General features: G+C 40.1%; 21 protein-coding genes. 9 read left to right on the forward strand and 12 right to left on the reverse strand.

The window, feature by feature from the left end:
- Positions 1 to 143 precede the first annotated feature (143 nt).
- From IPF37_02490 to gmd, 9 genes are read right to left on the reverse strand one after another with little or no spacing between them, the layout of a single operon-like run.
- Entirely contained in the window at positions 144 to 1,145 is a 1,002-nt protein-coding gene (locus IPF37_02490; GenBank protein ID QQR49687.1) for a hypothetical protein, read from the reverse strand.
- On the reverse strand, positions 1,114 to 2,097 hold the full coding sequence (locus IPF37_02495) for a Gfo/Idh/MocA family oxidoreductase (GenBank protein ID QQR49688.1): 984 nt from the start codon (positions 2,095 to 2,097) through the stop codon (positions 1,114 to 1,116). Before IPF37_02495 ends, IPF37_02490 begins: the two co-directional genes overlap by 32 nt.
- Positions 2,098 to 2,101: 4 nt before the next feature.
- On the reverse strand, positions 2,102 to 2,803 hold the full coding sequence (pseF, locus tag IPF37_02500; protein QQR49689.1) for a pseudaminic acid cytidylyltransferase: 702 nt from the start codon (positions 2,801 to 2,803) through the stop codon (positions 2,102 to 2,104).
- 23 nt (positions 2,804 to 2,826) lie between these two features.
- Complete coding sequence (locus tag IPF37_02505; protein QQR49690.1) at positions 2,827 to 3,900, reverse strand: N-acetylneuraminate synthase family protein; 1,074 nt, start codon at positions 3,898 to 3,900, stop codon at positions 2,827 to 2,829.
- The gene (locus IPF37_02510; GenBank protein ID QQR49691.1) at positions 3,890 to 4,777 is read right to left on the reverse strand and encodes a sugar nucleotide-binding protein; all 888 of its coding nucleotides are present in this window, start codon (positions 4,775 to 4,777) and stop codon (positions 3,890 to 3,892) included. The genes IPF37_02505 and IPF37_02510 overlap by 11 nt, the downstream gene beginning before the upstream one ends.
- A 10-nt stretch (positions 4,778 to 4,787) precedes the next feature.
- Positions 4,788 to 5,588 (reverse strand): TIM barrel protein, encoded by an 801-nt coding sequence (locus IPF37_02515; GenBank protein QQR49692.1) that lies wholly within the window; start codon positions 5,586 to 5,588, stop codon positions 4,788 to 4,790.
- Positions 5,589 to 5,614: 26 nt separating this feature from the next.
- On the reverse strand, positions 5,615 to 6,607 hold the full coding sequence (pseB, locus tag IPF37_02520; GenBank protein QQR49693.1) for a UDP-N-acetylglucosamine 4,6-dehydratase (inverting): 993 nt from the start codon (positions 6,605 to 6,607) through the stop codon (positions 5,615 to 5,617).
- Positions 6,604 to 7,701: a GDP-L-fucose synthase gene (locus IPF37_02525; protein QQR49694.1), complete on the reverse strand. Its 1,098-nt coding sequence runs from the start codon at positions 7,699 to 7,701 to the stop codon at positions 6,604 to 6,606. The genes pseB and IPF37_02525 overlap by 4 nt, the downstream gene beginning before the upstream one ends.
- A gap of 5 nt (positions 7,702 to 7,706) precedes the next feature.
- Positions 7,707 to 8,855, reverse strand: coding sequence for a GDP-mannose 4,6-dehydratase (gene gmd / locus IPF37_02530; GenBank protein QQR49695.1), 1,149 nt, complete (start codon positions 8,853 to 8,855; stop codon positions 7,707 to 7,709).
- Positions 8,856 to 9,047: 192 nt separating this feature from the next.
- Between gmd and IPF37_02535 the strand changes: the two genes are divergently transcribed.
- On the forward strand, positions 9,048 to 10,841 hold the full coding sequence (locus IPF37_02535) for a hypothetical protein (GenBank protein QQR49696.1): 1,794 nt from the start codon (positions 9,048 to 9,050) through the stop codon (positions 10,839 to 10,841).
- On the opposite strand, the gene IPF37_02540 is transcribed toward IPF37_02535, so the two are convergent.
- Entirely contained in the window at positions 10,838 to 12,598 is a 1,761-nt protein-coding gene (locus IPF37_02540; GenBank protein ID QQR49697.1) for an ABC transporter ATP-binding protein, read from the reverse strand. The genes IPF37_02535 and IPF37_02540 overlap by 4 nt on opposite strands.
- A gap of 123 nt (positions 12,599 to 12,721) precedes the next feature.
- On the opposite strand from IPF37_02540, the gene IPF37_02545 reads away from it, so the two are divergent.
- From IPF37_02545 to IPF37_02570, 6 genes are all read left to right on the forward strand, one after another.
- On the forward strand, positions 12,722 to 13,723 hold the full coding sequence (locus IPF37_02545; GenBank protein ID QQR49698.1) for an SDR family oxidoreductase: 1,002 nt from the start codon (positions 12,722 to 12,724) through the stop codon (positions 13,721 to 13,723).
- Positions 13,720 to 14,892, forward strand: coding sequence for a glycosyltransferase family 4 protein (locus tag IPF37_02550; protein ID QQR49699.1), 1,173 nt, complete (start codon positions 13,720 to 13,722; stop codon positions 14,890 to 14,892). The genes IPF37_02545 and IPF37_02550 overlap by 4 nt, the downstream gene beginning before the upstream one ends.
- Before the next feature lie 6 nt (positions 14,893 to 14,898).
- Complete coding sequence (locus IPF37_02555; protein ID QQR49700.1) at positions 14,899 to 15,144, forward strand: hypothetical protein; 246 nt, start codon at positions 14,899 to 14,901, stop codon at positions 15,142 to 15,144.
- The gene (locus IPF37_02560; protein QQR49701.1) at positions 15,129 to 15,944 is read left to right on the forward strand and encodes a glycosyltransferase; all 816 of its coding nucleotides are present in this window, start codon (positions 15,129 to 15,131) and stop codon (positions 15,942 to 15,944) included. Before IPF37_02555 ends, IPF37_02560 begins: the two co-directional genes overlap by 16 nt.
- Positions 15,934 to 16,710, forward strand: coding sequence for an ankyrin repeat domain-containing protein (locus IPF37_02565; protein ID QQR49702.1), 777 nt, complete (start codon positions 15,934 to 15,936; stop codon positions 16,708 to 16,710). The genes IPF37_02560 and IPF37_02565 overlap by 11 nt, the downstream gene beginning before the upstream one ends.
- Positions 16,711 to 16,804: 94 nt before the next feature.
- Positions 16,805 to 18,865 (forward strand): hypothetical protein, encoded by a 2,061-nt coding sequence (locus IPF37_02570; GenBank protein ID QQR49703.1) that lies wholly within the window; start codon positions 16,805 to 16,807, stop codon positions 18,863 to 18,865.
- A 66-nt stretch (positions 18,866 to 18,931) separates the two neighbouring features.
- Here IPF37_02570 and IPF37_02575 read toward each other — a convergent pair whose 3' ends face one another.
- Together IPF37_02575 and IPF37_02580 are read right to left on the reverse strand one after the other, a co-directional pair.
- Positions 18,932 to 19,477, reverse strand: coding sequence for an ankyrin repeat domain-containing protein (locus IPF37_02575; protein ID QQR49704.1), 546 nt, complete (start codon positions 19,475 to 19,477; stop codon positions 18,932 to 18,934).
- A gap of 376 nt (positions 19,478 to 19,853) precedes the next feature.
- Positions 19,854 to 21,125 carry a hypothetical protein gene (locus IPF37_02580; GenBank protein QQR49705.1) on the reverse strand — a complete coding sequence of 424 codons (1,272 nt, stop codon included), beginning with the start codon at positions 21,123 to 21,125 and terminating at the stop codon, positions 19,854 to 19,856.
- Between the two features lie 381 nt (positions 21,126 to 21,506).
- Between IPF37_02580 and IPF37_02585 the strand changes: the two genes are divergently transcribed.
- Together IPF37_02585 and IPF37_02590 are read left to right on the forward strand one after the other, a co-directional pair.
- On the forward strand, positions 21,507 to 22,775 hold the full coding sequence (locus IPF37_02585; GenBank protein QQR49706.1) for a glycosyltransferase: 1,269 nt from the start codon (positions 21,507 to 21,509) through the stop codon (positions 22,773 to 22,775).
- Positions 22,723 to 23,859, forward strand: a complete 1,137-nt coding sequence (locus IPF37_02590; protein QQR49707.1) for a glycosyltransferase family 4 protein — start codon at positions 22,723 to 22,725, stop codon at positions 23,857 to 23,859. The genes IPF37_02585 and IPF37_02590 overlap by 53 nt, the downstream gene beginning before the upstream one ends.
- Positions 23,860 to 23,870 lie beyond the last annotated feature (11 nt).

Raw genomic sequence — 23,870 nt, forward strand, 5'->3', positions numbered from 1 at the left:
GTCATTCATCTCTCATCTCTCCCCAGATCAACGAATCTATAACGCGCACAACATGCGCCGTTGCTTGCTGGATAACTGAAAACTCAGTCTCCGGCATGGTTCGATGCATGATCACTTCTTGTAATGTAGCGAATAATTCATTTTTATCCAAGACCGTTTTTATAAAACCACGACGAGAGAGAATAAACTGATCGGGAATTTTTAAGCCTATTTGTACACTCAAGATAGGAATATTCAATAAAATTGCTTCCAATAAAAACATGGAAGACATACCACAAACTAAATCTGATATCAGCATAGCTTCTACCCCTGAAAGGGTATTTTTCGATAACTATTTTAAGCAAAGAAATTTTATGAGATGCAATTATATTTTGATAATACACAAGATCTTCTTTAGGATGCGGCCGTACCACCAGAATAATTTTTTTTTGAGAAAGTTGCACAATAGCTGTTAATGATTCAATTAAGGCCTGTAAGATTGTTTGTTCGGTATAACCAAGATAATTATTATCTTTAAAAATAAGAGAAAAAGGCTCAGAGGCAAAGGTAATTAACATATCAATATCGCCATACAAAGATTTTTTTAATGCCAAAATTTTATCAATCGATAACATATTTTTGCGCACTTGCACAAAATCAAAGTATGGTTGGCCAGTAACAACCACCCGATCCCCAGCAATCCCTTCAAGAAGTGTTTGCTCACGGGCATAATCATCCATAACACAAATTCTTGTCGGCACAAATGCATGCGTTTTATCAACCTTATAAGCGTCAATTTTATCAACCCCGTAGGCCGAAAAACGAATGCCATAATTCATCCATTGGTCAAGGATTGCACAAGAAGGAATAGAAAGCTGTTCACTTGCTCGCCAAAGATATTTTTCAGTTTTATCAGTCGCGCTAGTTCCTGTCACCACAACGGCTGGCTGCAATGCATATAAAAAATCAGTTATTTTTTCTTGAGTACTATCATCAATAACAGACGTTATATCGTGCCCTTGGTAGCCAAATTCTCGATACCGCTTAAGCGCCATGTTTTTGCCAAAAAGTACTACGTCATATTTTTTTTTCAAAAAATCGATTAATGGTATGATTGTGTTGGCACCACCTGGATCATGAGCAAACAGAAGTATTTTTTTTTGCATGACTATCATCCTGTTCACAAAACTTCATTACAATCAACGCATCATCAAGCGTGCAGTACAATGGCTGCCTACCAACCAAAAATTGCGCACTATTGTCAGCCGCATAATATAAAGCCTGATCAAGTGACGACGAGTACTGGTGTTTTAATACAAGATTCGAATATCCTTGAAAAATGACACTCCGTTCAACAGCGTACTCTTCAATGGTAAAGCCACTATTCAAAATACGCAGCCGCCCTTTTTCAAACAACAAATCAATTTCAAAAATAGTAAATAAACGACAATCAACAGGCTGCAAAAAAAATGGGGCATCGTAATGCTCGAAATGCACCGTACCCACAATACTGGGATCATCGTCATAATAATCAAAAATTTTTTGCACAGACTTAACAGCACTCATCTCACCCAAAAAAAATCGCATAAAATCAAGCATATGCGAGCCGTTATGCAATAAGCCTTTGCCATAATAGCCAGTACCGGTAACAAAACGACCAAAGTCCCCATGCTGGACCCGCTCACGAAGTTTATGAAAATCAGGAACAAAGCGACGAGAATAATTTACCAAAACAGGAATCCCCGCTTGCTCATACAACTGTTTAATATGGCCTGCCTGCTCGAGCGTTTTCGTTAATGGCTTTTCAGCAAAAACAAGTTTAATTGAATAGCGTAAGAGTTGTTTAAGTATGTCATAATGCGTCGAGTCTGGCGTTGCAACACAAACAATATCAATGGCACTTTGCAAAAATGCCTGCTCAATTGAAACAAATGCCCGACCTCCCCAACGCTGCGCAGCATCAGCAGCAGCAGCAGAATCAGCATCAACAAAACCAACTAACTCAAAAGCAGGATGTTTAGAAAATGCGTGTGCATGCGTAAGAACACGATGATCATGAGGAGTATCAAAAAAAGCACCAATTCTTCCCGCCCCAATAATTAAAACGTTATAATTCATTTAATTAAACAAGATTATTAATAACTTTATATTTTAATTCTGCAATTTTCCAATCTTCAAGTGAATCAATATCTTGTACCTCAAGCTCAGAAAGCTTAAGAGCCAAGGTATTTTTTGCAAACAACTGTTTTTGCTCCAGAAGACTTTGTGATTTCATAAAATAAAATTGGCCGCAATCATGATAAACAGGCTCGAGATCTTGCGAACGTTTATTATAATTTTCTGGCCACAACATACTTAGTTTGTCATCATCAACACGGACAGCTCGTTGAACCGGATAGCTAAAACGGACAACAGGGACAATTGAATCAACATTTGCATTAATGAGCATACTAAAACCTTCTTGCAAGCGTTGGGCTGAAACAAAAGGTGCGGTTGGCAAAATACAACAAAAATAGGTAAAAAATTTCCCCTGCTTTTGATACTCCAACAAAACTTCTTCTATAACATCCGCCAACATTGCATGATCATTGGCATTAGAATCAGAGCGAACAAAAGGAACCCGCGCCCCCTCTTGTTGCGCAATAGCTGCAATTTCGGCATCATCGGTCGAAACCATAACCTCATCAAAACAACCTGCCTGCAAAGCTGCTTGAATTGAATAGCTTATAATTGGCTTACCAAGAAAAGATTTTATATTCTTTCTTGGAATACGCTTACTCCCGCCACGAGCAGGAATAATTGCTACACATGAGTTCTCATTCATCGAAAATCCTTTAATCATTTTTCTTATAAATCTGAGCGCAATAAACTATCTCCACAGACCTTGGCTACTTTTAAAGATTTTCCTAAGATAGTATCTTTTTCCCATGGAAAAAATGCATTAAGTGGCGCAGGTCGCAAGTATTCAATATCATGCTCGGTCACTGTTTCACCAACCGCCATATCACGGTTGAGGCGAATAGCACGGCGTTGTAAAACTACTGAGTCTTGTTCGTTCAACTCAACACGCTTAATACCATCACCAAGTGCGTTTTCTAATTCCCGGGTTCTATTAACCATATCGCGCCATGCCACTGGATTCATGGAAAATAAATGATCAGGGCCAATTCTGTTATTATCATCAGTAAAATGTTTTTCAATAACGCGCGCACCCAATGCTACCGCACCAAGAACTGTTGCATGGCCAGGCGTATGATCAGAAAGGCCTAAAATCATTTCAGGAAAATACTGTGCATACGTTTTCAGAACATTAAGATTGATATACTTAAAATTTTCCAAAGAAGCCGTATAGTTAGTATTGCACTGCATCAAAACTATTTTCTGATTATACGTTATAACAGCTTGGACAGCTCGTTCAACTTCTTGCATACAAGAAGCACCGGTAGCCAGAAAAACAGGCTTGTTTTTTTTCGCAATAGTTTCAATAAAATGCGTCCAGGTAACATCCCCAGATCCAATTTTAAACGCTGGCGCGTAGGCATCCCATAAATCTACCGCTTGGTAATCATAAGGCGCAGTAAAAATAGTTATTTTCGCTTCATGAGCAGTTTTTACCAGCTCTTCTGTCCATTCTCGACGACATTCATTATCCTGATACGTTTCATAAACAGTTTTTTTCCACGTTGCTTGATGACTAAGCTGCCTTCCTAAAGTTTTAAAACCATAATCACTCACAATGCCATCTGCTATAAAATGTTGAAATTTTGCAACATCTGCACCTGCTTCTTTTGCTAAGTAAATTAAATCTTTGGCTCGAGAAATATCCCCATCATGATTTGCCGCAATATCAGCTATAAAATAGGTAGGAGCTGTCGCCGAAATTTCTCGATCATCAACAAAAAACTTATTTTCATAATTCATTAATTTTTCCTTGAGCTTGCGCAACTAAATTTTTAAGTACCGCATCTTTGGTTGGCAACTGATATCCAAGAATTTTTTCAGCCAAACTAACATCCAACCCAAGGCTTTCAGCGCGAACAACCCCTTGATAAGAATTATTCGTCACTTTATCAATACGTGCATTGGTAAGATTCTTACCTAAACCTTGAGCCAACCCCAAAATAAAATCCTTTTTGCTCGAAACATCTCTACTGGCAAGATTAATAACGCCAGAAATATTTTTATTTAAAAGATCAAATAATGAGTGTGAAAACTGAGTAACATCAATACTTGATGTATTAAAGTCATCAAAAAGAATACACCGTTCATCATTTTTTATAATCTTAAGAGCCCATTCAACAAAAGTAGGATTATCGGGGTGCTGCCGAAAACCAACAATATTGGTACGTACTACCAAAGAATTTTCATACGTCAACGCAAGACATTCCGCTAAATATTTTGTTCGAGCATATTCATTAAGAAGGTGTATGGGCGCACTTTCATTGTGCTTACCATCAACACCTCCGGTATAATAATGATCGGTAGAAATCTGAATCAGTCGGCTACTACTTTGACGACATAGAGATGCCAAAATTCCTGAGGGTCGCGTATTAACGCGATACGCAAGGCCAGGATCCTGCTCACACAAGCCCAAATTTACGATGGCAACCGTATTAATAACCGTATCCGGTCGATAATCATAAATCAATTGAGTAAGTTTGGCATCATCGCAAATATCAAAAAGAACATCCGCATTCCCTGTATCGGCCATCCCAATCACTTCAATATCACGATGCTGTGCTTCGCGCATAAGCGCTTGTCCCAACATACCAGTTGAACCTAAAATTAATAATCGCATGACAAATTCCTCATCCTACCAACTGCGCTACACCAGCAGACAATTTTTTTTCTATTGCTCTTAAAAAAGCAACATCATGCTCAAAGTCATCTAGCTTATCTGGATATGTTTTTTCTGTTTCAATCGTTAACAAACTATGAGGCCGATAGATTGAAAGAATTTTTGCTACATCAAACGTCCCTGCTCCAAAATGCCAATGAACATCATAAATCCCGGCTTGGTCACCATCGGTCAGATGATACATTGTCGGCTTGAGTTTATTAAATTGATTGAGATAATCATACGAATTGTGGCCCAATGCATTTGCAGCACAAATAGCATGCCCAGCATCAAGGCAAAAACCAACACCAGAAACATCCATAATTAATGCTATCTGTTCTGGCGTGTACCCAAGAGCAGTTTGGCCATTGCCTATTTCTGGCACTATGTGATAGGGCTTATTTTCAACCAAAATTCGCTTATCAAAAAACATTTTAAATTGCTGTGCAGCTTCCTCAATATCACCACCAACGCCAGGATGCATAACAACGAAAGACCCATCCAAAGCATCTGCCCAGCGCAGCGATTCGCTTAACATTTTTTGATTATTTTGCACACATTCTTTTTTAGAAACATTTAAACCATGCGCAAAATGTGGCGCATGAATAACAAAAGGAATTTTTAATGAGGACCACAAAGCATGATACCGATCAAAAGAACCAGGAACTGCGTAAAGCTCAATGTAAGAATAAAGCCCTTGTTCATAAAATTTTACCGCATCACGAACATACTGCTCATTAGTTGACCATAACTTTAGCCCAAATTTATACATATTCTGCCAACCTTACCCTTCGCTCATTACAAAGAATCAATCATGGTACGCATTTGATCAACCGTTAACCACTGATTATTGTTGCCGCTATGATATTCAAAATCGGGAGCAACAGGACGAGCCTTTGGATGCACATCTTTGGTCGCACCAATCATTTTAAATTCAGGTTCTATAACATAATAATCATCATATTCGTAGGTATGACGCGCATCTTCGCTTGTAATCATCACCTCATGAATTTTTTCTCCAGGACGGATACCAACACTACGCAATGAAACTGCTGGCGCAATAGCTTGAGCCAAATCGGTTACTCTCATTGAAGGAATTTTTTTAACAAAAAGCTCACCGCCTTCCATAATTTCAAACGCCTGTAACACCATTTCAACGGCATCTTCAAGCTTTAACCAAAACCGCGTCATGCGTTCATCAGTAATAGGAAGTTCTTCTGCGCCTAACTGGATCAAATGCTGAAAAAAAGGAATCACTGAACCACGGCTACCCGCAACATTGCCATAACGAACTACTGCAAAACGCGTCTGGTTAGCGCCGCTATAAACGTTACCGGCAATAAATAATTTGTCAGAACAAAGTTTGGTTGCACCATACAAATTGATGGGCGCACAGGCTTTGTCAGTACTCAAGGCAATCACTTTTTTAACATGACAATCGATAGCAGCATCAATAACATTTTGAGCGCCAAGAATATTTGTTTTAACGGCCTCAAAAGGATTATATTCGCACGACGGCACTTGCTTAAGGGCGGCAGCATGAACAACCATGTCAATGCCATCAAAGGCACGATAAAGGCGCTCTTTATCGCGTACATCACCAATAAAAAATCTTAATTTTTTATTGCCACGAAACACCGGCTTATTAGACATAATAAATTGTTTATATTCGTCGCGAGAAAACACAACGATGCGTTCTAAGTTTGGATATCGTTCAAGCACCATTTCAATAAAAGCATTACCAAATGATCCTGTCCCGCCAGTAACCAACAATGAGCGTGCCGTTTTCATAACTTCCCTTCTCTCTTTATTTGAAATTCATTTACTGCAATGTCATGCACTACATTGGTAGGATTTTTATACGCAGCATACGATGCCATGAGCCCCTCGTCCAAGCTCACGCGCGCCTGCCATCCAAGCTTATTAATCAGTCTGACATCAAGGAGCTTTCGCGGTGTCCCATCAGCTTTGGTAGCGTCCCAATGGATAGCCCCCTTAAATCCCACAATTTTTTTTATCATCAGCGCCAAATCACTAATTCTAACATCAACACCTGCGCCAACATTAAGAAGCTCTCCAACATCTTGATACGAATGATTGTGCATTAAAAAAATAAGTGCTTGCGCTAAATCATCAACATACAAAAATTCACGGTACGGCGTACCACTGCCCCACAACGTTACGCTTTCTTGCGTAATGCCAAGATGGCCAAGTAAATCTACCCACGTTGCAGCTTGCACTTGAAAACCAACTGGATACATCAAAAGATCGCGCTCGACCTCTGCCATTTTACTCATGCTCAGCAACTTGGCAAGATGAAATTTACGTATCAAAGCCGGCACTACGTGCGATGTTTCAAGATTAAAATTATCGCCGGGTCCATACAAATTAGTCGGCATGACCGAAAAAAAATCGGCGCCATATTGCTCATGATAATAACGACACAATTTTATAGCAGCAATTTTTGCCACAGCATACGGCTCGTTAGTCGGCTCAAGCGGTCCTGACAACAAATATTCTTCTTTAAGTGGCTGCGGAGCGTATTTTGGATAAATACATGATGATCCAAGATTGATTAATTTTTTGACCCCAGAACAATACGCAGCATGAATAACATTGGTCGCAATCATCAAATTGTCGTACAAAAATTCTGCCTTGTACGTTTCATTAGCAAGAATGCCACCCACTTTGGCAGCAGCCAAAAAAACATATTCTGGTTTTTCATTCTCAAAAAATTGTTCAACCGCACTTTGGCTACGCAAATCAAGATCGTAAAACGAGCACGTCACAATATTATGATAACCCTTGCTGTACAACGCTTTGAGTAACGCAGAGCCAACAAGACCCGCATGCCCGGCAACATAAATTTTTGAAGAATGCAGCATAGCTCCTACCCAACCGTATGTTGTTGAAATGAAACATTATGCGTTGTGTACGCAAAATCTTTTTGTTTACACGCGGTAATACCAGCGCCAACCGGCACAAGATCAGCAAATTTTAAATCATAGTCAACCATAATATTGATCAATTCATCAAAAGAAACGCGCGGCTGCCAGCCTAAATTTTTTTGCGCTTTACTAATATCTGCCTGTAAAAAGTCTACTTCGCACGGCCTAAAATAACGCGGGTCGATTTGAATCACTTCATCACCCGTTTTAAAAAAGCGCGCCCAGGCGGCTGTGCAACTTTTTACTAATCCTTTTTGTTCCACACCTTGCCCACGCCACTCAAGCTCAAGACCAGCATACGTAAACGCTTTTTCTACAAATTCTTTGACTGAATAACTGGTGCCCGTGCCCACCACATAATCATCGGGTTTACCGTCTTGCAACATAAGCCACATCATTTCAACATATTCTGGCGCAAAACCCCAATCGCGTTTTGCATCAAGATTTCCCAAATACAACGCGCGCTGTTTGCCAGCAAGCATGTTGGCAACGGCCCTGGTAATTTTGCGTGTTACAAATGTTTCGCCACGACGCGGGCTTTCGTGATTAAATAAAATACCATTGCACGCAAACATGTTGTACGAAGCGCGATAGTTAACGGTCATCCAGTAGGCATAAACTTTTGCCGCTGCGTAAGGACTTTGTGGCGCAAAGGAAGTTGTTTCGTGCTGGGGCGGGCAAGCTGATCCAAACATTTCTGATGATGACGCTTGATAAAAACGTGCGGTGCTCCCACTGCGACGCAATGCTTCCAAAAGACGCGTGGTCCCAAGGCCGGTCACATTGCCAGTGTACTCGGGCATATCGAATGAAACTTTAACATGCGACTGAGCTCCCAAATGATACACCTCATCAGGCTGAATCGAATAAATCAGTTGCGTCAAAACACCAGCATCACTTAAATCACCATAATGCAAAAACAAACGTGCTTGAATTTCATGCGGATCTTGATAAATGTGGTCAATGCGCTGCGTGTTAAAACTTGAAGCACGGCGAATGATACCGTGAACTTGATACCCTTTTGAAAGTAAAAATTCGGCCAGGTACGAACCATCTTGCCCGGTAATTCCGGTAATTAATGCTTTCTTCATAAGCCTCTCCTTGCAGATGCATGGTTTTTTATTCTTCAGAATGTAGCGCAATCACTCCACCTTGTCCATGAGGCTTATCTTTGGAAATTTCTTATTTTTTAAATTTATTGAAATTGACTCACCATTTTGGCTATTTTTTCAATAACTATCTCTCAGTGCACTTGTTCTGAATTTTTTAAGGAAGGAATTGTAATGACCAGTTACATAAAATGTTTGTTCTTTTTATTATCATTTGCATCAAACGCTCATGGCTTTAAGCTACCTTTTAGATCTCCCCAAGAACAACCAAAAATCGAACATCCTGTACAAAAAACAGCACCATCACCAAAACGCTCCAAAGAACTCCTTCCAACTCCCCCAGGACTTGCAATACCAACTCACTCAAAACCAGCTATAAAACCAGAAGCAAAAAAAGAAACTACATGGTCTCAAAAAATCAAATCGATAAAAACACAAGCAATAGCAAAATATGGGAGCGGATCACGAAGCAGTTATCAAACAAAACAAGCAACACCAGTTCAACCCAGTGCTGTTTATACACCACCGATACCAACACCCAAAACAGACGCCAAACCAAATCAAGCAACACCTGCACCAACTCAACGCCCTACCCCACAAACAGAAGCACACGCTCAACTACAAACAGCATGGCAAAAAGATTACCAAAATCTACAAAAATTAAGTAAAAAATCAGATAAAATACTCGATGATCTTCAAAAGGAAGGCAGTGTTTACGCAAAAAATCTTAATGACCGCGCAGTACGCGCAGCACATGGCAAACTTTCTCCAGATGAGCAAAAACTCATTGGCCAACTTTCTCCAGAAGAAGCCGCTGTATTAAAAAAATTATCAAACAATATAGCAAATAAACAAGATCCAATTAAAGGCCTTACCTACGAAGAAGCAAAAAAATGGGAAGAAATCTCTGCTCTAAAGTTAAGTAAAGGCATTGATCAAAAATTCAACGAACTTCGAGAAAAATCTATCGCTATCTCAAATAAAGTTATGGAAGCAGACAAAAAAGAAAATATATCAAAAAATACACTCGCTCTAGAAGAAAAATCAATAAAAATTATGCAAGAAAAAATTAATACCAAGCAAATTGATCAGGCAACTCTTGGTATGATTCAACAAGGTAATCCATCCGCAACAATACAAGTTAAACGACTTGAAAATTTCAACAAAAATTCCGCTAATGAAAAAAAAATAGAAGATATGCAGAAAAAATTACAGCAAAAATTAATGCTGCCAGCAAAACGCTCAAAACTAAATACAGAACTTACAGAAGCCCTAAAACAACGAGATCAACTAGGAATAGAATACAAAAAACTCTATAAACCAAAAGCTGAAGATGCAACTATTGGTTTACCTCCTCATATGATACAAGCTAAAAAAGAAGCACAAGACATTCTTCGCCCAGTATCTCAACTCATGGGAGAAGATAATGCTCGAGAAAAAGCAGGCCTACCAAAACTAAATACTCAAAAAATTAAAGATCTCGAAGCACAGGCAAAAGCAATAACCGATAAAGCTCAGCGAACATGGGATGACGACTTAGCAGTAAAAAAAATTCAAGCAGCAAAAGAAAAAGGAATCGTTAACAAAAACGATCTTGCTAGAATTGAGGGCGATAGTGCACCCGTAGGTTTACAAGCAAGTCGACTTCAAAACCTACAAGACATTAAAAAATATGACACAGAAATACAACGGCTCCAACAAGAAAAGCCAACTAAAGAAAATCAAGAGCAACTCGCAACAGCCAAAAAGCAAAAAGAATATTTTGAAAAAGAAGGAATAGCTCTCTTTAAACCATATAAAAAGCCTGAAGAACCAGTAATGCCGCAAAAACCTGTCTTGCCACCTCGTCCACAACCAACTCAAACAGCAAAAAGAATTCAGCAAAAAAACCCTTTATCTGCAGCGCCTCAGGGAAAAAGACAACGAGACTCTCTTGCCCCAATGCGTAGCGATGAATATAATCCTTAATAATCTGCAGTAGCACCAACGGGCGATTGTAAAAGGTCGCCCGTCACTATTTGAGCCCGCACTTGCGTCACACAACCACCATCAACTTTATAAACCACATCACAGCGTTCAATGGTCGACAGGCGATGGGCAATAATAATCAATGTTTTATTACGATCAACTTGATAAATTTCATCCATGATATGTTCTTCGGTTTGATTATCCAGCGACGACGTAGCCTCATCCAACACTAGAATTTCTGGGTTACCGTACAGCGCACGAGCAATGGCAATTCGCTGTTTTTGACCGCCGCTCACATTAATGCCGCCTTCGCCAAGGCGCGTATGAATACCATCTTTGGTCAATAAAAAATCGTACATGCGAGCTTTTTGCAGCACATCAATAATCATCGCTTCATCAAAATCACGTCCACAAATTACGTTTTCTGCTACCGTTCCATGAAATAAATAAACGTCTTGTGGAATATAGCCAATCTTGCGCCGCCAATGTTTCAAATTTTCTTGCGTAAGCCGCACGTCATCAATGTAAATACCACCTTCTTGTGGCACAAACAAACCCATAATAATATCGGCTATGGTGCTCTTGCCCGCACCACTTTCGCCAACAAAACCAACCCTCAAGCCTTTTTGTAAAACCAGATTCACCGCTTTGAGTACCTGCGCTTTAGGACCATACGCAAAAGAAAGATTCTTTAATTCGATGGTACGATCAAACGCGATATCTTGGTTGCCCAATTCTTCATAATCATGCTGCAAAAAATCATACACCGGTTGTAAGACATGTTTACTAAACATAATTTGATTATAGCCCGTTACCAATTTATTAATCGATGGCAAGAAACGATAAAAAGCAAGCGCATACATTGAAACCATAGGAATCACACATTGAGCATCATTGTAACGATCAACAACATACATAATTGCCGATACTAACAAAGAAAAACCTATCGTTTCTAAAATAAACCGCGGCAAGCCTTGCCACACAGCATTGACGGTATTTGCTCGCGCAAGGCCCAACGTTGCAACTGAAAAACGATCTTGAATAAGCTTGTTATTTGAAATCAACTTAAGAAATTTAAAATTACAAAAAGAAGCATTATACGTCATTCCTAATTGTTCGGAGTATTTTTTACTTTCAAGCCCTGCCTGCGTAATTTTGTGAGTAAAAGCCCTCAGAACAATAATTACTTTGGCAACAAGTACCATACTTAGCACAAGCGTCATCTTCCAATTGACATAAAACAACATGCTATAAATACAAATTATCGTAAAAATTTCTGCAAACATCATTAATAACGTAGAAATTATCTGCGTAATATTTGACGAATATGCCAAAATAACATGACTGATTGCCGTCGATGTCTTTTGCACAAAATCTCGATAGGTAAATTGTAGATAGCGCTCAAAGAGCCGACTAGCAAAATAATGCTGCCGCATGTGAGCAAATTTGTTGGTGTAATAAATATGCACCACATTTAATACCGCACGTACAAAATAAAAGGCCAATAAAACAAAACCTAACAAAAGTACCACATCGCTGGACTGCGAAAAACCAAACATATCATAGATTTTTCCAAGAATTCTACTTGTTGCTATGGAATGAAAATTGGTTGCTACTGAAATAAAAATCATGATTGCGGAAATGCTTAATGTTTCGACAACCGAAACAAGAATTGACGAAAGCAACAAAATACCAATAACTTTTTTGTCTCGTCGAGTAAAAAGCTTATTTAAAACACCAAACAAAGAACTCTTCATAACCCAAACTCCCATGCCTTTTCAAAAAGGACAAATGCGGTATGCTGTTTTTAAATAATTTCTCAAGAAAAAAGAGAATAAAATTGAGCATATCTCGTTCACGGAAAAAAGAAAGGCTATGTCATGAAGGGCCCTGTGATCTCGAATAAGAAAATTTTAGTAACCGGTGGCGCCGGTTTTCTCGGTACCACGCTCTGCAAAAAACTTCTGGCGATGGGCAACGATGTTATCGCACTCGACAATCTTTATACTGGCCGTCAAGACAACGTACAATTACTGCAAAAAAACCCACACTTCACGTTCATTAACCATGATATTATTGAACCAATCAGTATGCACGCTGATCTTATTTTTAATTTAGCCTGCCCCGCCTCACCGCCGCACTATCAACGAGATCCCATCTTCACCACCAAAACAAGCGTGCTGGGCGCACTGAATATGCTCGAACTTGCACGTACCAACAATGCACGCATTTTACAAGCCTCAACAAGCGAAGTCTATGGCGACCCTGAACAACACCCGCAAACGGAACACTACCGCGGCAGCGTAAACCCCATCGGTATTCGCGCGTGCTACGACGAAGGCAAGCGCTGCGCTGAGTCGCTCTTTTTTGATTACCACCGCATGCACCATGTAGCAATCAAAGTTGTCAGAATTTTTAATACTTACGGCCCACACATGGACCCGCTGGACGGCCGCGTGGTCAGCAATTTTATTATGCAAGCACTCAGCAACCAACCGCTCACGATGTACGGCGATGGCTCGCAAACACGCTCATTTTGTTTTGTTGACGATCTTGTTGATGGCATGATTGCCATGATGGCAAGCCCTGCATCATTTTTAGGGCCGGTAAACTTAGGCAACCCAATCGAATTTACCATGCGCGAACTTGCAGAAATTGTTCTGGAATTAACACACAGCAGCTCTTCACTTATTTTTTTACCGCTACCACAAGACGACCCACTACAGCGCAAACCAGACATCACGCTGGCGCGCGAACAGCTTGGCTGGGAACCACGCATAGCGCTCCGCGAAGGACTTGCTCAAACGATTCCTTATTTTGCAAATCTTTTACAGCCACAAAAAAAAGTCGTTCACGCTTTTAACCATGAGCAATACTCTTGAATATTGCGATTGCCGCCGGCGGCAGATTTCATGCCTTTCATTTGGCAAACCAACTTGCACAACGAAACAGCCTAAAAAAGCTGTTTACGTTTTATTACACCAAAAACGATCATACACTTGTGCCTCCCAACTTGGTTTCTAACAACCAGTGGTGCCAAATTATTGATACCTGCTTTTGTAAATTACGTTTAAGCTCATTTCTTAATCCATCAACATTTAACAATCTTAAAGACAATTTTTTTGACTACTGCATGAGCAAAGAAATTCCGCGATTAGGCCACTTGGATCTTTTTATCGGCTGGGCAAACTACACACTTTTTAGCATACCGGCCATAAAAAAAACTGGTGCAAAAATTATTATTGAATCGGGCTCGTGCCATATTTTGACGCAAATGCGCATCTTACACAACGAATACGCACGCCATGGCCTAACTTTCCCGCCCATCAATCAGCGCATTATCAACAAGATGCTGGCTGAGTATGAACAAGCGGACTACATCATGACGCTCTCGCAATTTGCTCGCCAAAGTTTTATCGACCAGGGCATACGACCAGAAAAAGTTTTATGCCTGCCGTGCGGCATGGATGTTTCTTATTTTGCCGCGCAGGCACCAGCAAAAGACCCAACAAATTTTCGCGTTATTTTTGTTGGCTTGGCAGGCGTGCGCAAAGGTGTGCATTATCTGATTGAAGCATGGCAACAGTTGAATTTGCCACCGGCGTCAACTGAACTTTTAATTGTCGGCAACGTACAAAAAGATTTAAACCACGTACTTGCAAAAATGTCCGTACCCACCAATGTTCGTTTTTTTGGCTCAACCACGCGCGCAACATTGCGCACCCTGTACCAAGGCTCGGATCTATTTGTACTACCATCACTTGAAGATGGCTTTGGGATGGTAATCGGTGAGGCCATGGCGGCCGGCCTGCCGGTTGTGTGTACCACCAGCACGGGAGCGCCCGACATGATTACCGATGACATTGAAGGCTTTTTGGTACCACCAGCAAACAGCGAAGCACTCGCAGAAAAAATTTTGAACATTTATACAAACGTAGAACTACGAACAGCAATGGGCCAGGCAGCACAAAAAACTATCCAAAACTTTACGTGGGATATTTACGGCAGGCGCGTTTACGAACTGTACCAAAACTTGATAGCAAAAAAATAATTGATCATGGCACCAATAAAATCGATACTTTTAGTCGGCAAATTCAGCTCAAATACGTATACGTACGCTTCATCATTCCAGCACGCTTTCACAAGCCTTGGCTACGACGTTACGATGTTTAATACTAAGCGTAATTTTATCTTCGGCCTGCCACAAAACTATCGGATTTTTGCAGCGCTTAACAATTATTGGTGCAATCGTGCACTTATTAGCACCGTCAAAAAGCACCAGCCAGATTGTATCTTTTTTTAAAAGCAGATATAGTCTCACCAAAAACACTGCGCATCATCAAAAAAAATAGCCGCGCCACGCTCATACATTTTTATCCCGACAACCCCTTTTCTTTGTGGAACGGCAATGCCAACGCAAACGTTTTACGCGCGCTACCACTCTTTGATATTTTTTTGATATGGTCAAAAATGCTGATACCAGCCCTTGAATCGGCCGGTTGTAAAAAAGTTTCTTATATGCCGTTTGCGTACGACGAAACAATCTTTGAACAAGAACTGAGCATCTCAGATAGCGACCGCACCCGCTACACGGCTGATGTCAGTTTTATCGGCACGTGGGAGCCTGAACGCGCGTGGTGGTTGAGCACGCTGCGCACGCGCATGCCCCACCTCAACCTAGCAATTTGGGGCAACGGCTGGGAATACGAAAAGCAGAGCAATCTTGCCAACTGCATCAAAGGCCCAGCGCTCTACCCGCCCGAAAGTTTAAAAGCGTTCCGCTGCAGCACCATTAATCTTAATTTCATTCGCCGCCAAAACATGACCTCGCACAATATGCGCACGTTTGAACTGCCAGCAAATAAAAGTTTTGTCCTTGCTCAACGAACGTATGAGCACACACACGAGCTTTTTAAAGAAAATGTTTCAATCGCCTGCTTTGAATCAATTGACGAGCTGATAGAAAAAATACATTTTTATCTCAACAATGAACTGCAACGTCGCACCTGCATTGACAACGCCTACGAACAGGCACGTCATTATCGACTCGCAACGGTGTTAAAAAATTTTTTAAACAAGGATCTTGATCATTATGAAGTATAAGATTTTGTTGAGTTTATTGGTGGGCAGCATTGCTACCGTCAATCTTTCTCCAGCAGCCGGAAGCAAACGCAAAGCCGTAGATGCAGGCGATGCAAGCCATTGCGAAAAAAGAGTTCGCTTGGACGACGTTGAATGCATTTTCGGTGAACTAACTATCCAAGGCAAAAAGCGTAAAAAAACTCAAGAAGCAGACGAAGGAAATCCTGCTAAAAAAGCCCTTGTACTAAACAAAAAACAAGAAAAACTTAATTTTGATCTTTTTGAAGCAGCACGCACCAACAAGCCGCTCTTAATTGCAGATTTAATTACTCAGGGCGGGCAGGTTAATTCGTTAACAAGTTACTATTATTATCGAACGCCACTTCACATCGCAGCACGGTGCCACCACATTGCATGCATCGAAGCGCTGCTTGAGCACGAGGCCAAGGTCAATGCCCTTTCTGACTATTACCAAACTCCGTTGCACGAAACGGTTTACACATGCGGTTGGGGTGGCGATGACCCAACCTGCATTAAATTACTTCTCAAGTATGGCGCAAAAATAAATGTCCTAGACCACAAGCGCAATACTCCACTTCACATTGCCGCTCAGTATGGACATCGTGACTACGTTGAAACACTTCTTGCTCGTGGCGCTGACTGCTCACTGAAAAATAGCGATGGCAAAACGGCAAAAATGCTTGCAGAAGAAGGACAAAAAGACAGCCATAAAACTATTATTGCTTTATTAAACAAACAAGAAAAAATAATGGACTCAAGAAGATAATATCCATTTTTTTCATTACTTGCCTAACAAAAAACTTTTGTGCAAACCTCCTGTCCATAGAGAAAATCGTACTTAAAAAGGTTGAAAGGTTTATATGAAAACAGCTTTACCCAAATCTCTTATTTTGAGCTTTGTTGTCACTCTTTTTGCGCATGATCTTGTTGTTGGTAGCGAGTTACCAACAAACCATTATTATGCCAACGAAAATATTCCAAAAATAAAAGCTGATCTTGAAAAAATAAAAGAAGCAGCTACCAGCAATGACATGGAAAAAAAGATAAACACACCAACAGTACACGCTCCCTGCATAATTCTTATCGAAGAACAAAATCAAGAAAATAAAAATGATGCCGACATCGGAGCCGTCACCACATCACTTGGTATGGCTGTTGAAGACGCTTATTCCGCCATTATCACCAGTGCTTCGGTTCTTTTAAATATGATTGAACGCATCGATCCCCAAGCATCAAGCCATAACGACCAACGATTTAAGGATTTATCATTTAAACAAGGGCAATGGCGACTTTTTAGCGTATCAGAGACAGGTTTTTTTCTGCTCATTCCAAAAAAATATGAAAATCTATATAGCTTAGCGGGCTTCGATATAACCAAAACAATAGAATTCACTAACACTCTGCCCAACCAATCATTAAACGATTATACCACACTAAAGAAATTACTGGGTAATAAACTAAAAAAACTTGCACTTAACCAAACCACCTTGAAAAAAATCATTGTCCCTATGACCGAAAATATTGTACGCGACTTCTTGATTGATGGCCACGGCTCAACAGACGGCTCTATTTGTGGAACTGATCCTAAAAACATTAAAACATTTTTGCAACACCTAAACTTTTCACAAAAAGGCCAAAGTACCACTGGATTTGTTGGGTTATTTTCATGCTACTCAGGCGGCAAGAATTTAAATAAAATTGAATTGAGCGAAAATAACAGTACTAATGTTTTGGATGACTATAATTTTACCCTGATGGTATTTTCAACAAACGATGATGTGATTCAAGAGACTTTTCCAAAAACTCAAGCATTTATACGTAATTTTTTTAATCAAACAGCACAATTTGCCGATAAAGGCCCCGGCCTTGATGAACTTATGAAAAGCTTTGTAAAATTCAATCCACATCAAGATTATAGCAAGCATGGCACCAGTAACTTACCTCAAATTTGGCTACCACACGGAAAAGGCTTTCAAACATTCAACCTCGGAGCCGAGATTGAAATTATTAACAAAGTACAAACACGCATTCACAAAGAAAACAATGAGCCTTTCGTAATCAAAGATAAAAAGGCCGTCTTGCTTTATTCAAATAACATCGAGATACCAATAAATATTATCAGCACACAAAGTATCAATAAAAATAATAGAAGCACCAAGCATTTCTGGAATGAATTACCCGTTGGCACCGAGACGTTTGACCATCTAGCAACTAAACAAGAAACTCAAACTATTGTGCAAGATAACACTAACTATCCTCTGTGCTCTCAAGCATATGAAAACATAGTAGGGGTTCGAGGAGTAAATAGAATTTTCTTTCCAATCGTTATTCCCATGATACGCGAAAACAATATCCTTGCTTTTAATAGCATCTCTCTTGAAAGTCCAAAATCCTCTATTGGCATCTTGGACTTTATTCGCAGCGCTTTTTTCGATACCGCCAATTATAAAAGAAATGCGTACATTCTCATAAAAGAACTTACCGGCATTAATGATATTGCACTTACCCTGGAAGGACTCAGAGCAAGAAAAAAAGATCCAAACCAATCTGCATGTGAAATAGCGTTTAGACCAACTGCCGGCAAAAAAATTACCCTCAAAGAAGTTTTTATTTTACAAGAACCTGCAGGCAAACCCTCTGGCATTGAATTTGCCGACACTACTCAACAAAGATGGCTCTACTCCTTCGACGTAGGTTTTATAGAATCTCCATGGAATTTTGAAAAAACTTCAAAAAATCATTGGGAAAAATATGCGCCCAAAGAAATCACCCCAGGCCAAAAATCACTTACAGATGTGCTCAATCAAAGACTTACTCAAGAAGCACTAAGTAAATTAGCAACCGCTCTAACTACTCTCAAAGCAAAACTTACCGAATTGGCACAAACACTGGTCACATTAAGTAATTCAAAAGGGTCATAAATTCAAAAAAAATTTACAACCCTCTACAAAACCTACCATCAAATCGAATTCGTTAACTGATAGTTTCTATTTTGTTTCTTGCAAAAGCGCTGCAATCTCTTCATAATCTTTTTCTAATGCAATGGCTTTTGGTGTTTTTCCTTCGGTGGTTTCTGCACAAATGCTGGCACCTGCCGCCACAAGACATTTTACGCAATCAATCTGTTCCCAAAATGCTGCCACATGTAGAGGTGTCCAGGATTTCTTGTCTTGCAAGTTCATTATTGCATTATTTTCTATAAGAACTTTGATACAATCAACACGGCCTTTCCAGGAAGCAATATGTAATGGTGTGTGACCAAAATCATCTACAGCATTAACATTTGCCCCGCCAGATAAAAGAGTTTTTACGCTTAGTACATAGCCATGACTTACAGCATAGTGCAGTGGCGTAAAATTATGAACGTTATTGTCTTGTGCGTTAATATCATACTTCCTTGTATCGATAAGATTTTTTAGCTCCAGAGCACGGCCACGTTCGGCTGCATCATGCAAACAATTTCTTACAGCATGCGTTGATTGTGTTGCACATGAAATGGTGGCAAGAAAAATAAAAATAAACTTGTTGTTCATAATTGAGGTTCCTAATTGGATAATTCAAGTTCGAAGTGCGACAAACTTATGTAATTCTTGATTAAAAACTTCGGCTGGAGTTTTTAAACTCAGACTCTTCCGAGGTCGATTATTTAACTTGCTTTCAATTAATTCAATTTGTTCATGCGTAACCTCTTTCTAATTTGAATTTTTTGGTAAAAAACGATGGAAAATAACTCTTCGAAAAGCTCCAGTATAAAATGCAACGCCAACCCTGGTATACTCCAGGGCTGGCGTTGCTATGAAATTATACAAGCAAATGAATTTGAAAAAAAGAAAAGAGTTGTTTTTTACCAAAAATAATCAAGGGTGGATATGCTCACCGGAACAACCACAGCGGCATATGTTACCATCCTCAATACGGCGGCACGGTATCTAAGCTCTCACGCACATAATCCCACATCTGATCAATATTAGGATTTTGTCCATAATTGCGATTATGGCATCCATTTTGTTCATGATTATTATAATAATCACCCAAACACCACCAACAAAAATTATGCCCACATTGACATGTCGTCTGCGGACACATATCACCTTTTTCAATCGGTACTCTGCATTGCGGATTTGGACAGCGCTTCATGCCCTTGGTTCTAACTTCTTCATCAGTCATAGAATTTTCGGCTTTACGATGCCTACGTGCTTCATCAAACGCTATTAACATTGCTCGATAATCTTTATCGTTCTTCATTACTTCAGCAATTTCATTTCTGCTCAAAAAATCGGTACAACCCTTGCAACTGTTCGGACAGGCAATTTTATGAAAAGCGCTAGTGCCACGCACTTTAAATGCCTCACGGATCTGCCCCTGCAAGCATTCAGTACAATACGCATGGCCACAATGAAGCCTATTTAATTCAATAACTTCATTATCAAGACAGCACACGGGACAACTACCCTGAACTTTTTCCATGGGCGTTGGTGTCAGAAAATCGATATAATCTTTTGCTTCATACACAAGCCAGGCAGCATTTGCCATCAACGCAGCGCTCAGTATGATTTTATATTTTGATGTGCTAGCAGATTGTTCAAGGGAGGCATATTCCGATAAAAGCTTGGTAAATGAATGAGCAGCTATTGCCAGATTACGTGCCTGCGTAATCTCAAAACGACGTGCTACACCTTCCTGCGTACAAGCAACTGCCAACGCCGTTAAACCTTTCAAGCACGGCAAAGCAACAACACGCCAATAATACGCAAGGTGTGAAATTTGAAGTTGTTGTTGTGCATTGACACGAGACTCATCTTCGTCCTCATTGATCGGGTCAGCAAACGGATCATACTCTTCTAATTCCTGAATATGTAAAGCTTTAAACTGTTCATAATGTTTGACAAGATTCTTTATATCAAGCACCACCAACGCAGCGTTAACGGCCATATCGCGACGTTCATAAGTCCACGTTCCTGTATCGCCATTTTGCGCAGCAATGTTGTTATCGAAGAAATAATATTTGTTTGCCAGCGCCAGCAGATCCGCAGCAATGTGCAACAAAGCAGCTCTTTTTGGCTCTTTATCAAAAAAAGCTTTTTCCGCTGCAATCTCAACAGGAATAGTCGACACCGCCAATACCATCTCTCTAAAATTACCCGCAGTTGCAGCATATACTGATGGATGACCAATGTTCATGAAAAATGCCAGCGTAAGTACCTTTACAAAAACAGCCGCACAGGTTTTTTTATTAAAAAATAGCTCATGTAAAATACCTCACCCACAAGAAATTTGTATACAAATTAAAAATAAATTTTATTTCAGAGTAGAAACATAGCACAAATTTTATTGATTTCAAAAGTATTTTTTATTGCATAACAAGAATTCATATTGAAAAAACAACTACCTTGAGAAAATATTTTCAGAAATAAACGTTGTGAAAAGTTACGCCAAATACAAGCACTATCAAAAACTTGTAAAAAGAATCGTTTCGTTGTATCTATTTCAAAGGACCATAATCACTAAACCAACGTTCGCCGTGCTCTTCGAGCTGATCAAAAAAAGACAGGAAGAAGTTTAATGAAGAAACCCAAAATTGCCATCATCACCCTGCGCAATCAATACAAATATGGCGGCACCCACGCCAGCCAAAAGGCAGTCTTTAATTTTTGCAAAAACTACTTTGAACCAACACTCTTTTTTTTAAGCTTTGAAAAAGATATTTCGGCACATCTGCGACCATTGAAAACAACCTCACGCAACCGAGCCGGCATACACAACGGGATGCCCTGCGTTGAAGTGGGTGTGCGTTGGGCCTTTTGGGAGCCGGCACATTATGCAGCAACACTTGAACAATGGGAAGAAGCGCTGCAGGACTACGATTATTTTTTTGTGGTAAGCGGCACACCCATCGCTGGCCACGCGCTAGCACTCATGAACAAACGCTTTGTTTTATGGCCCGCCTCAACCTACCAGCACGACCGCGAGCAACGCGCACAAAAAATGCGAGGCTTAAGAAAATGGATCGATCGGCTCGCCCAGCCGTGGATGCTGGCCATCGAACGACTTGTTTTAAAAAAAGTAGCATTTGTGTGGCCGTTGAGTTCGTACACGCATCAACTGATCAAAGACGTGGTGCCCGGCTTTAACCAACCGTACGCAATCTGCGGCTTTCCTATCGATTATCAATCCATCATTCCCTCGGCTCCAACCAACGAAAAAATTATTATAGCGATTGGCCGCTTTAACGATCCACGTAAAAATGCACCGATGCTTTTTAGAGCTTTTGAAAAAATTTATAAACAATGCCCCGACGCTCAACTTTTTATTATTGGCAGCCACCCGCATCCATTTGATACGCTCCCATTTTCTGGTAAAAAATTTTTCCAAAATATTGTCTTTACCGGCGAACTTGACCGCGCCAAACTCTTGTCATTTTATCAACGCGCTACGATCATGCTCATCTCTTCATACCAAGAAGGGCTTAACATTGCCGGCCTTGAAGCGCTTGCTCACGGCGTGCCGGTCATCTCAACCGACTGTGGCGGCATTCGAGATTATGTCAGCAACAATAAAACCGGTTTTGTTGTTGCTTGTGACGATGATACCGCCATGGCAGAAATGGCCTGCCTTCTTCTGAAAGACCAAAAAAAAATTGCTGCGCTTAAAGCGACAATTGGCACATTTATGAAAAATAACTTCTCAGTTGAACAAATTCATGCGATATTTAGAAGAGGCTTGCTTTGCGCTTATCCCGAGTTGAAGGCATGGTTTGAAAGGGTAGAGAAGGTAAATCATGAAGATCCTCGTCATCAGCCACACTTATGTTACACAAATCAACCGAGATAAATGGAAGATTTTTGCACAAGATTATCCAGACGTTTCGCTCGCTGTGGTTTTCCCGCGCGAATGGCCGGGTTCGTTATATCATCATCAGGTAGAAAATTTAGAAAAAGAACAATTAAAGAACTGTACCTTTATTGGCCTTAAAGCATTTGGCGTTGGCAATGAAGTCCGCTATGGATACTATCCGCGCGGCTTGATAAAGGTCATGAAAAACTTTAAGCCAGACATTATTCACGTTGAACAAGGTGATAATGCCTTGAGTCTTTTTCAAAGTATTTTGTTTGCAAAAATATTTTGCCGTCAGGCAAAACTTTCATTTTTTACGTGGGTCAACTGGCATCATAAATTTTCACTCAAATATCGCCTCTTCTGGGGTTTAATTGAAAAATTTAATCGTACTTTCACCAGCGGCGCCATTGTCGGCAATCATGATGCACAAAAAATATTAACTGAAAAAGGTTTTACAAAAAAAACAACGGTGTGCCCACAACTGGGTATTAATCTTAAAACCTTTAAGCCAGCACATATCGAACACCACCCTCATCGCTATATCGGTTACATTGGCAGATTGGTTGAAGAAAAAGGGGTCATGCTACTTGCACACGCTTTTCATTCCCTCCACACCCTATTTCCCGATTGGCGGTTAATTTTTATTGGTTCTGGTCCATTTGAAAAACAACTGATCGATTACGTAGTCACTCATAAACTTATTGATGTAGTTGAATTTCGTGACCCCATCTCACATGACAAAGTTGCCAATGCCTTATCGTTTATTGATATCTTAGTTCTCCCATCGTACGACACACCGCATTGGAAAGAACAATTTGGTCACATTTTAATTGAAGCAATGGCATGTAAAGTGCCAGTGATCGCAAGCAACGCGGGAGAAATTCCCAACGTTGTTGCGCAGGCGGGATTAGTCTTTGAACAAAACAATGAAAAATCACTTACTAGTTATTTACACATGCTTATGACCAATGCATCACTGCGCAACCAACTCGGAGAAAAAGGATATCAGCGAGTAAAAAATCATTATTCGCATCAAGCAATTGCCAAAGTAACATATGACTTTTGGCAATCTCTTTAAAAAAGGAGAAA

Source organism: bacterium, from assembly GCA_016699045.1.
GTDB lineage: Bacteria > Babelota > Babeliae > Babelales > RVW-14 > AaIE-18.

Bases quoted from the DNA above. Each gene is read 5' to 3' on its own strand.
- IPF37_02505 (QQR49690.1), bottom strand. From the start codon at position 3,900: ATGAATTATGAAAATAAGTTTTTTGTTGATGATCGAGAAATTTCGGCG.
- IPF37_02490 (QQR49687.1), bottom strand. From the start codon at position 1,145: ATGCAAAAAAAAATACTTCTGTTTGCTCATGATCCAGGTGGTGCCAAC.
- IPF37_02515 (QQR49692.1), bottom strand. From the start codon at position 5,588: ATGTATAAATTTGGGCTAAAGTTATGGTCAACTAATGAGCAGTATGTT.
- IPF37_02555 (QQR49700.1), top strand. From the start codon at position 14,899: ATGGCACCAATAAAATCGATACTTTTAGTCGGCAAATTCAGCTCAAAT.
- IPF37_02565 (QQR49702.1), top strand. From the start codon at position 15,934: ATGAAGTATAAGATTTTGTTGAGTTTATTGGTGGGCAGCATTGCTACC.
- IPF37_02535 (QQR49696.1), top strand. From the start codon at position 9,048: ATGACCAGTTACATAAAATGTTTGTTCTTTTTATTATCATTTGCATCA.
- gmd (QQR49695.1), bottom strand. From the start codon at position 8,855: ATGAAGAAAGCATTAATTACCGGAATTACCGGGCAAGATGGTTCGTAC.
- IPF37_02510 (QQR49691.1), bottom strand. From the start codon at position 4,777: ATGCGATTATTAATTTTAGGTTCAACTGGTATGTTGGGACAAGCGCTT.
- IPF37_02525 (QQR49694.1), bottom strand. From the start codon at position 7,701: ATGCTGCATTCTTCAAAAATTTATGTTGCCGGGCATGCGGGTCTTGTT.
- IPF37_02580 (QQR49705.1), bottom strand. From the start codon at position 21,125: ATGAACATTGGTCATCCATCAGTATATGCTGCAACTGCGGGTAATTTT.
- IPF37_02540 (QQR49697.1), bottom strand. From the start codon at position 12,598: ATGAAGAGTTCTTTGTTTGGTGTTTTAAATAAGCTTTTTACTCGACGA.
- IPF37_02575 (QQR49704.1), bottom strand. From the start codon at position 19,477: ATGAACAACAAGTTTATTTTTATTTTTCTTGCCACCATTTCATGTGCA.
- IPF37_02545 (QQR49698.1), top strand. From the start codon at position 12,722: ATGAAGGGCCCTGTGATCTCGAATAAGAAAATTTTAGTAACCGGTGGC.
- IPF37_02570 (QQR49703.1), top strand. From the start codon at position 16,805: ATGAAAACAGCTTTACCCAAATCTCTTATTTTGAGCTTTGTTGTCACT.
- IPF37_02590 (QQR49707.1), top strand. From the start codon at position 22,723: ATGAAGATCCTCGTCATCAGCCACACTTATGTTACACAAATCAACCGA.
- pseB (QQR49693.1), bottom strand. From the start codon at position 6,607: ATGAAAACGGCACGCTCATTGTTGGTTACTGGCGGGACAGGATCATTT.
- IPF37_02495 (QQR49688.1), bottom strand. From the start codon at position 2,097: ATGAATTATAACGTTTTAATTATTGGGGCGGGAAGAATTGGTGCTTTT.
- pseF (QQR49689.1), bottom strand. From the start codon at position 2,803: ATGAATGAGAACTCATGTGTAGCAATTATTCCTGCTCGTGGCGGGAGT.
- IPF37_02585 (QQR49706.1), top strand. From the start codon at position 21,507: ATGAAGAAACCCAAAATTGCCATCATCACCCTGCGCAATCAATACAAA.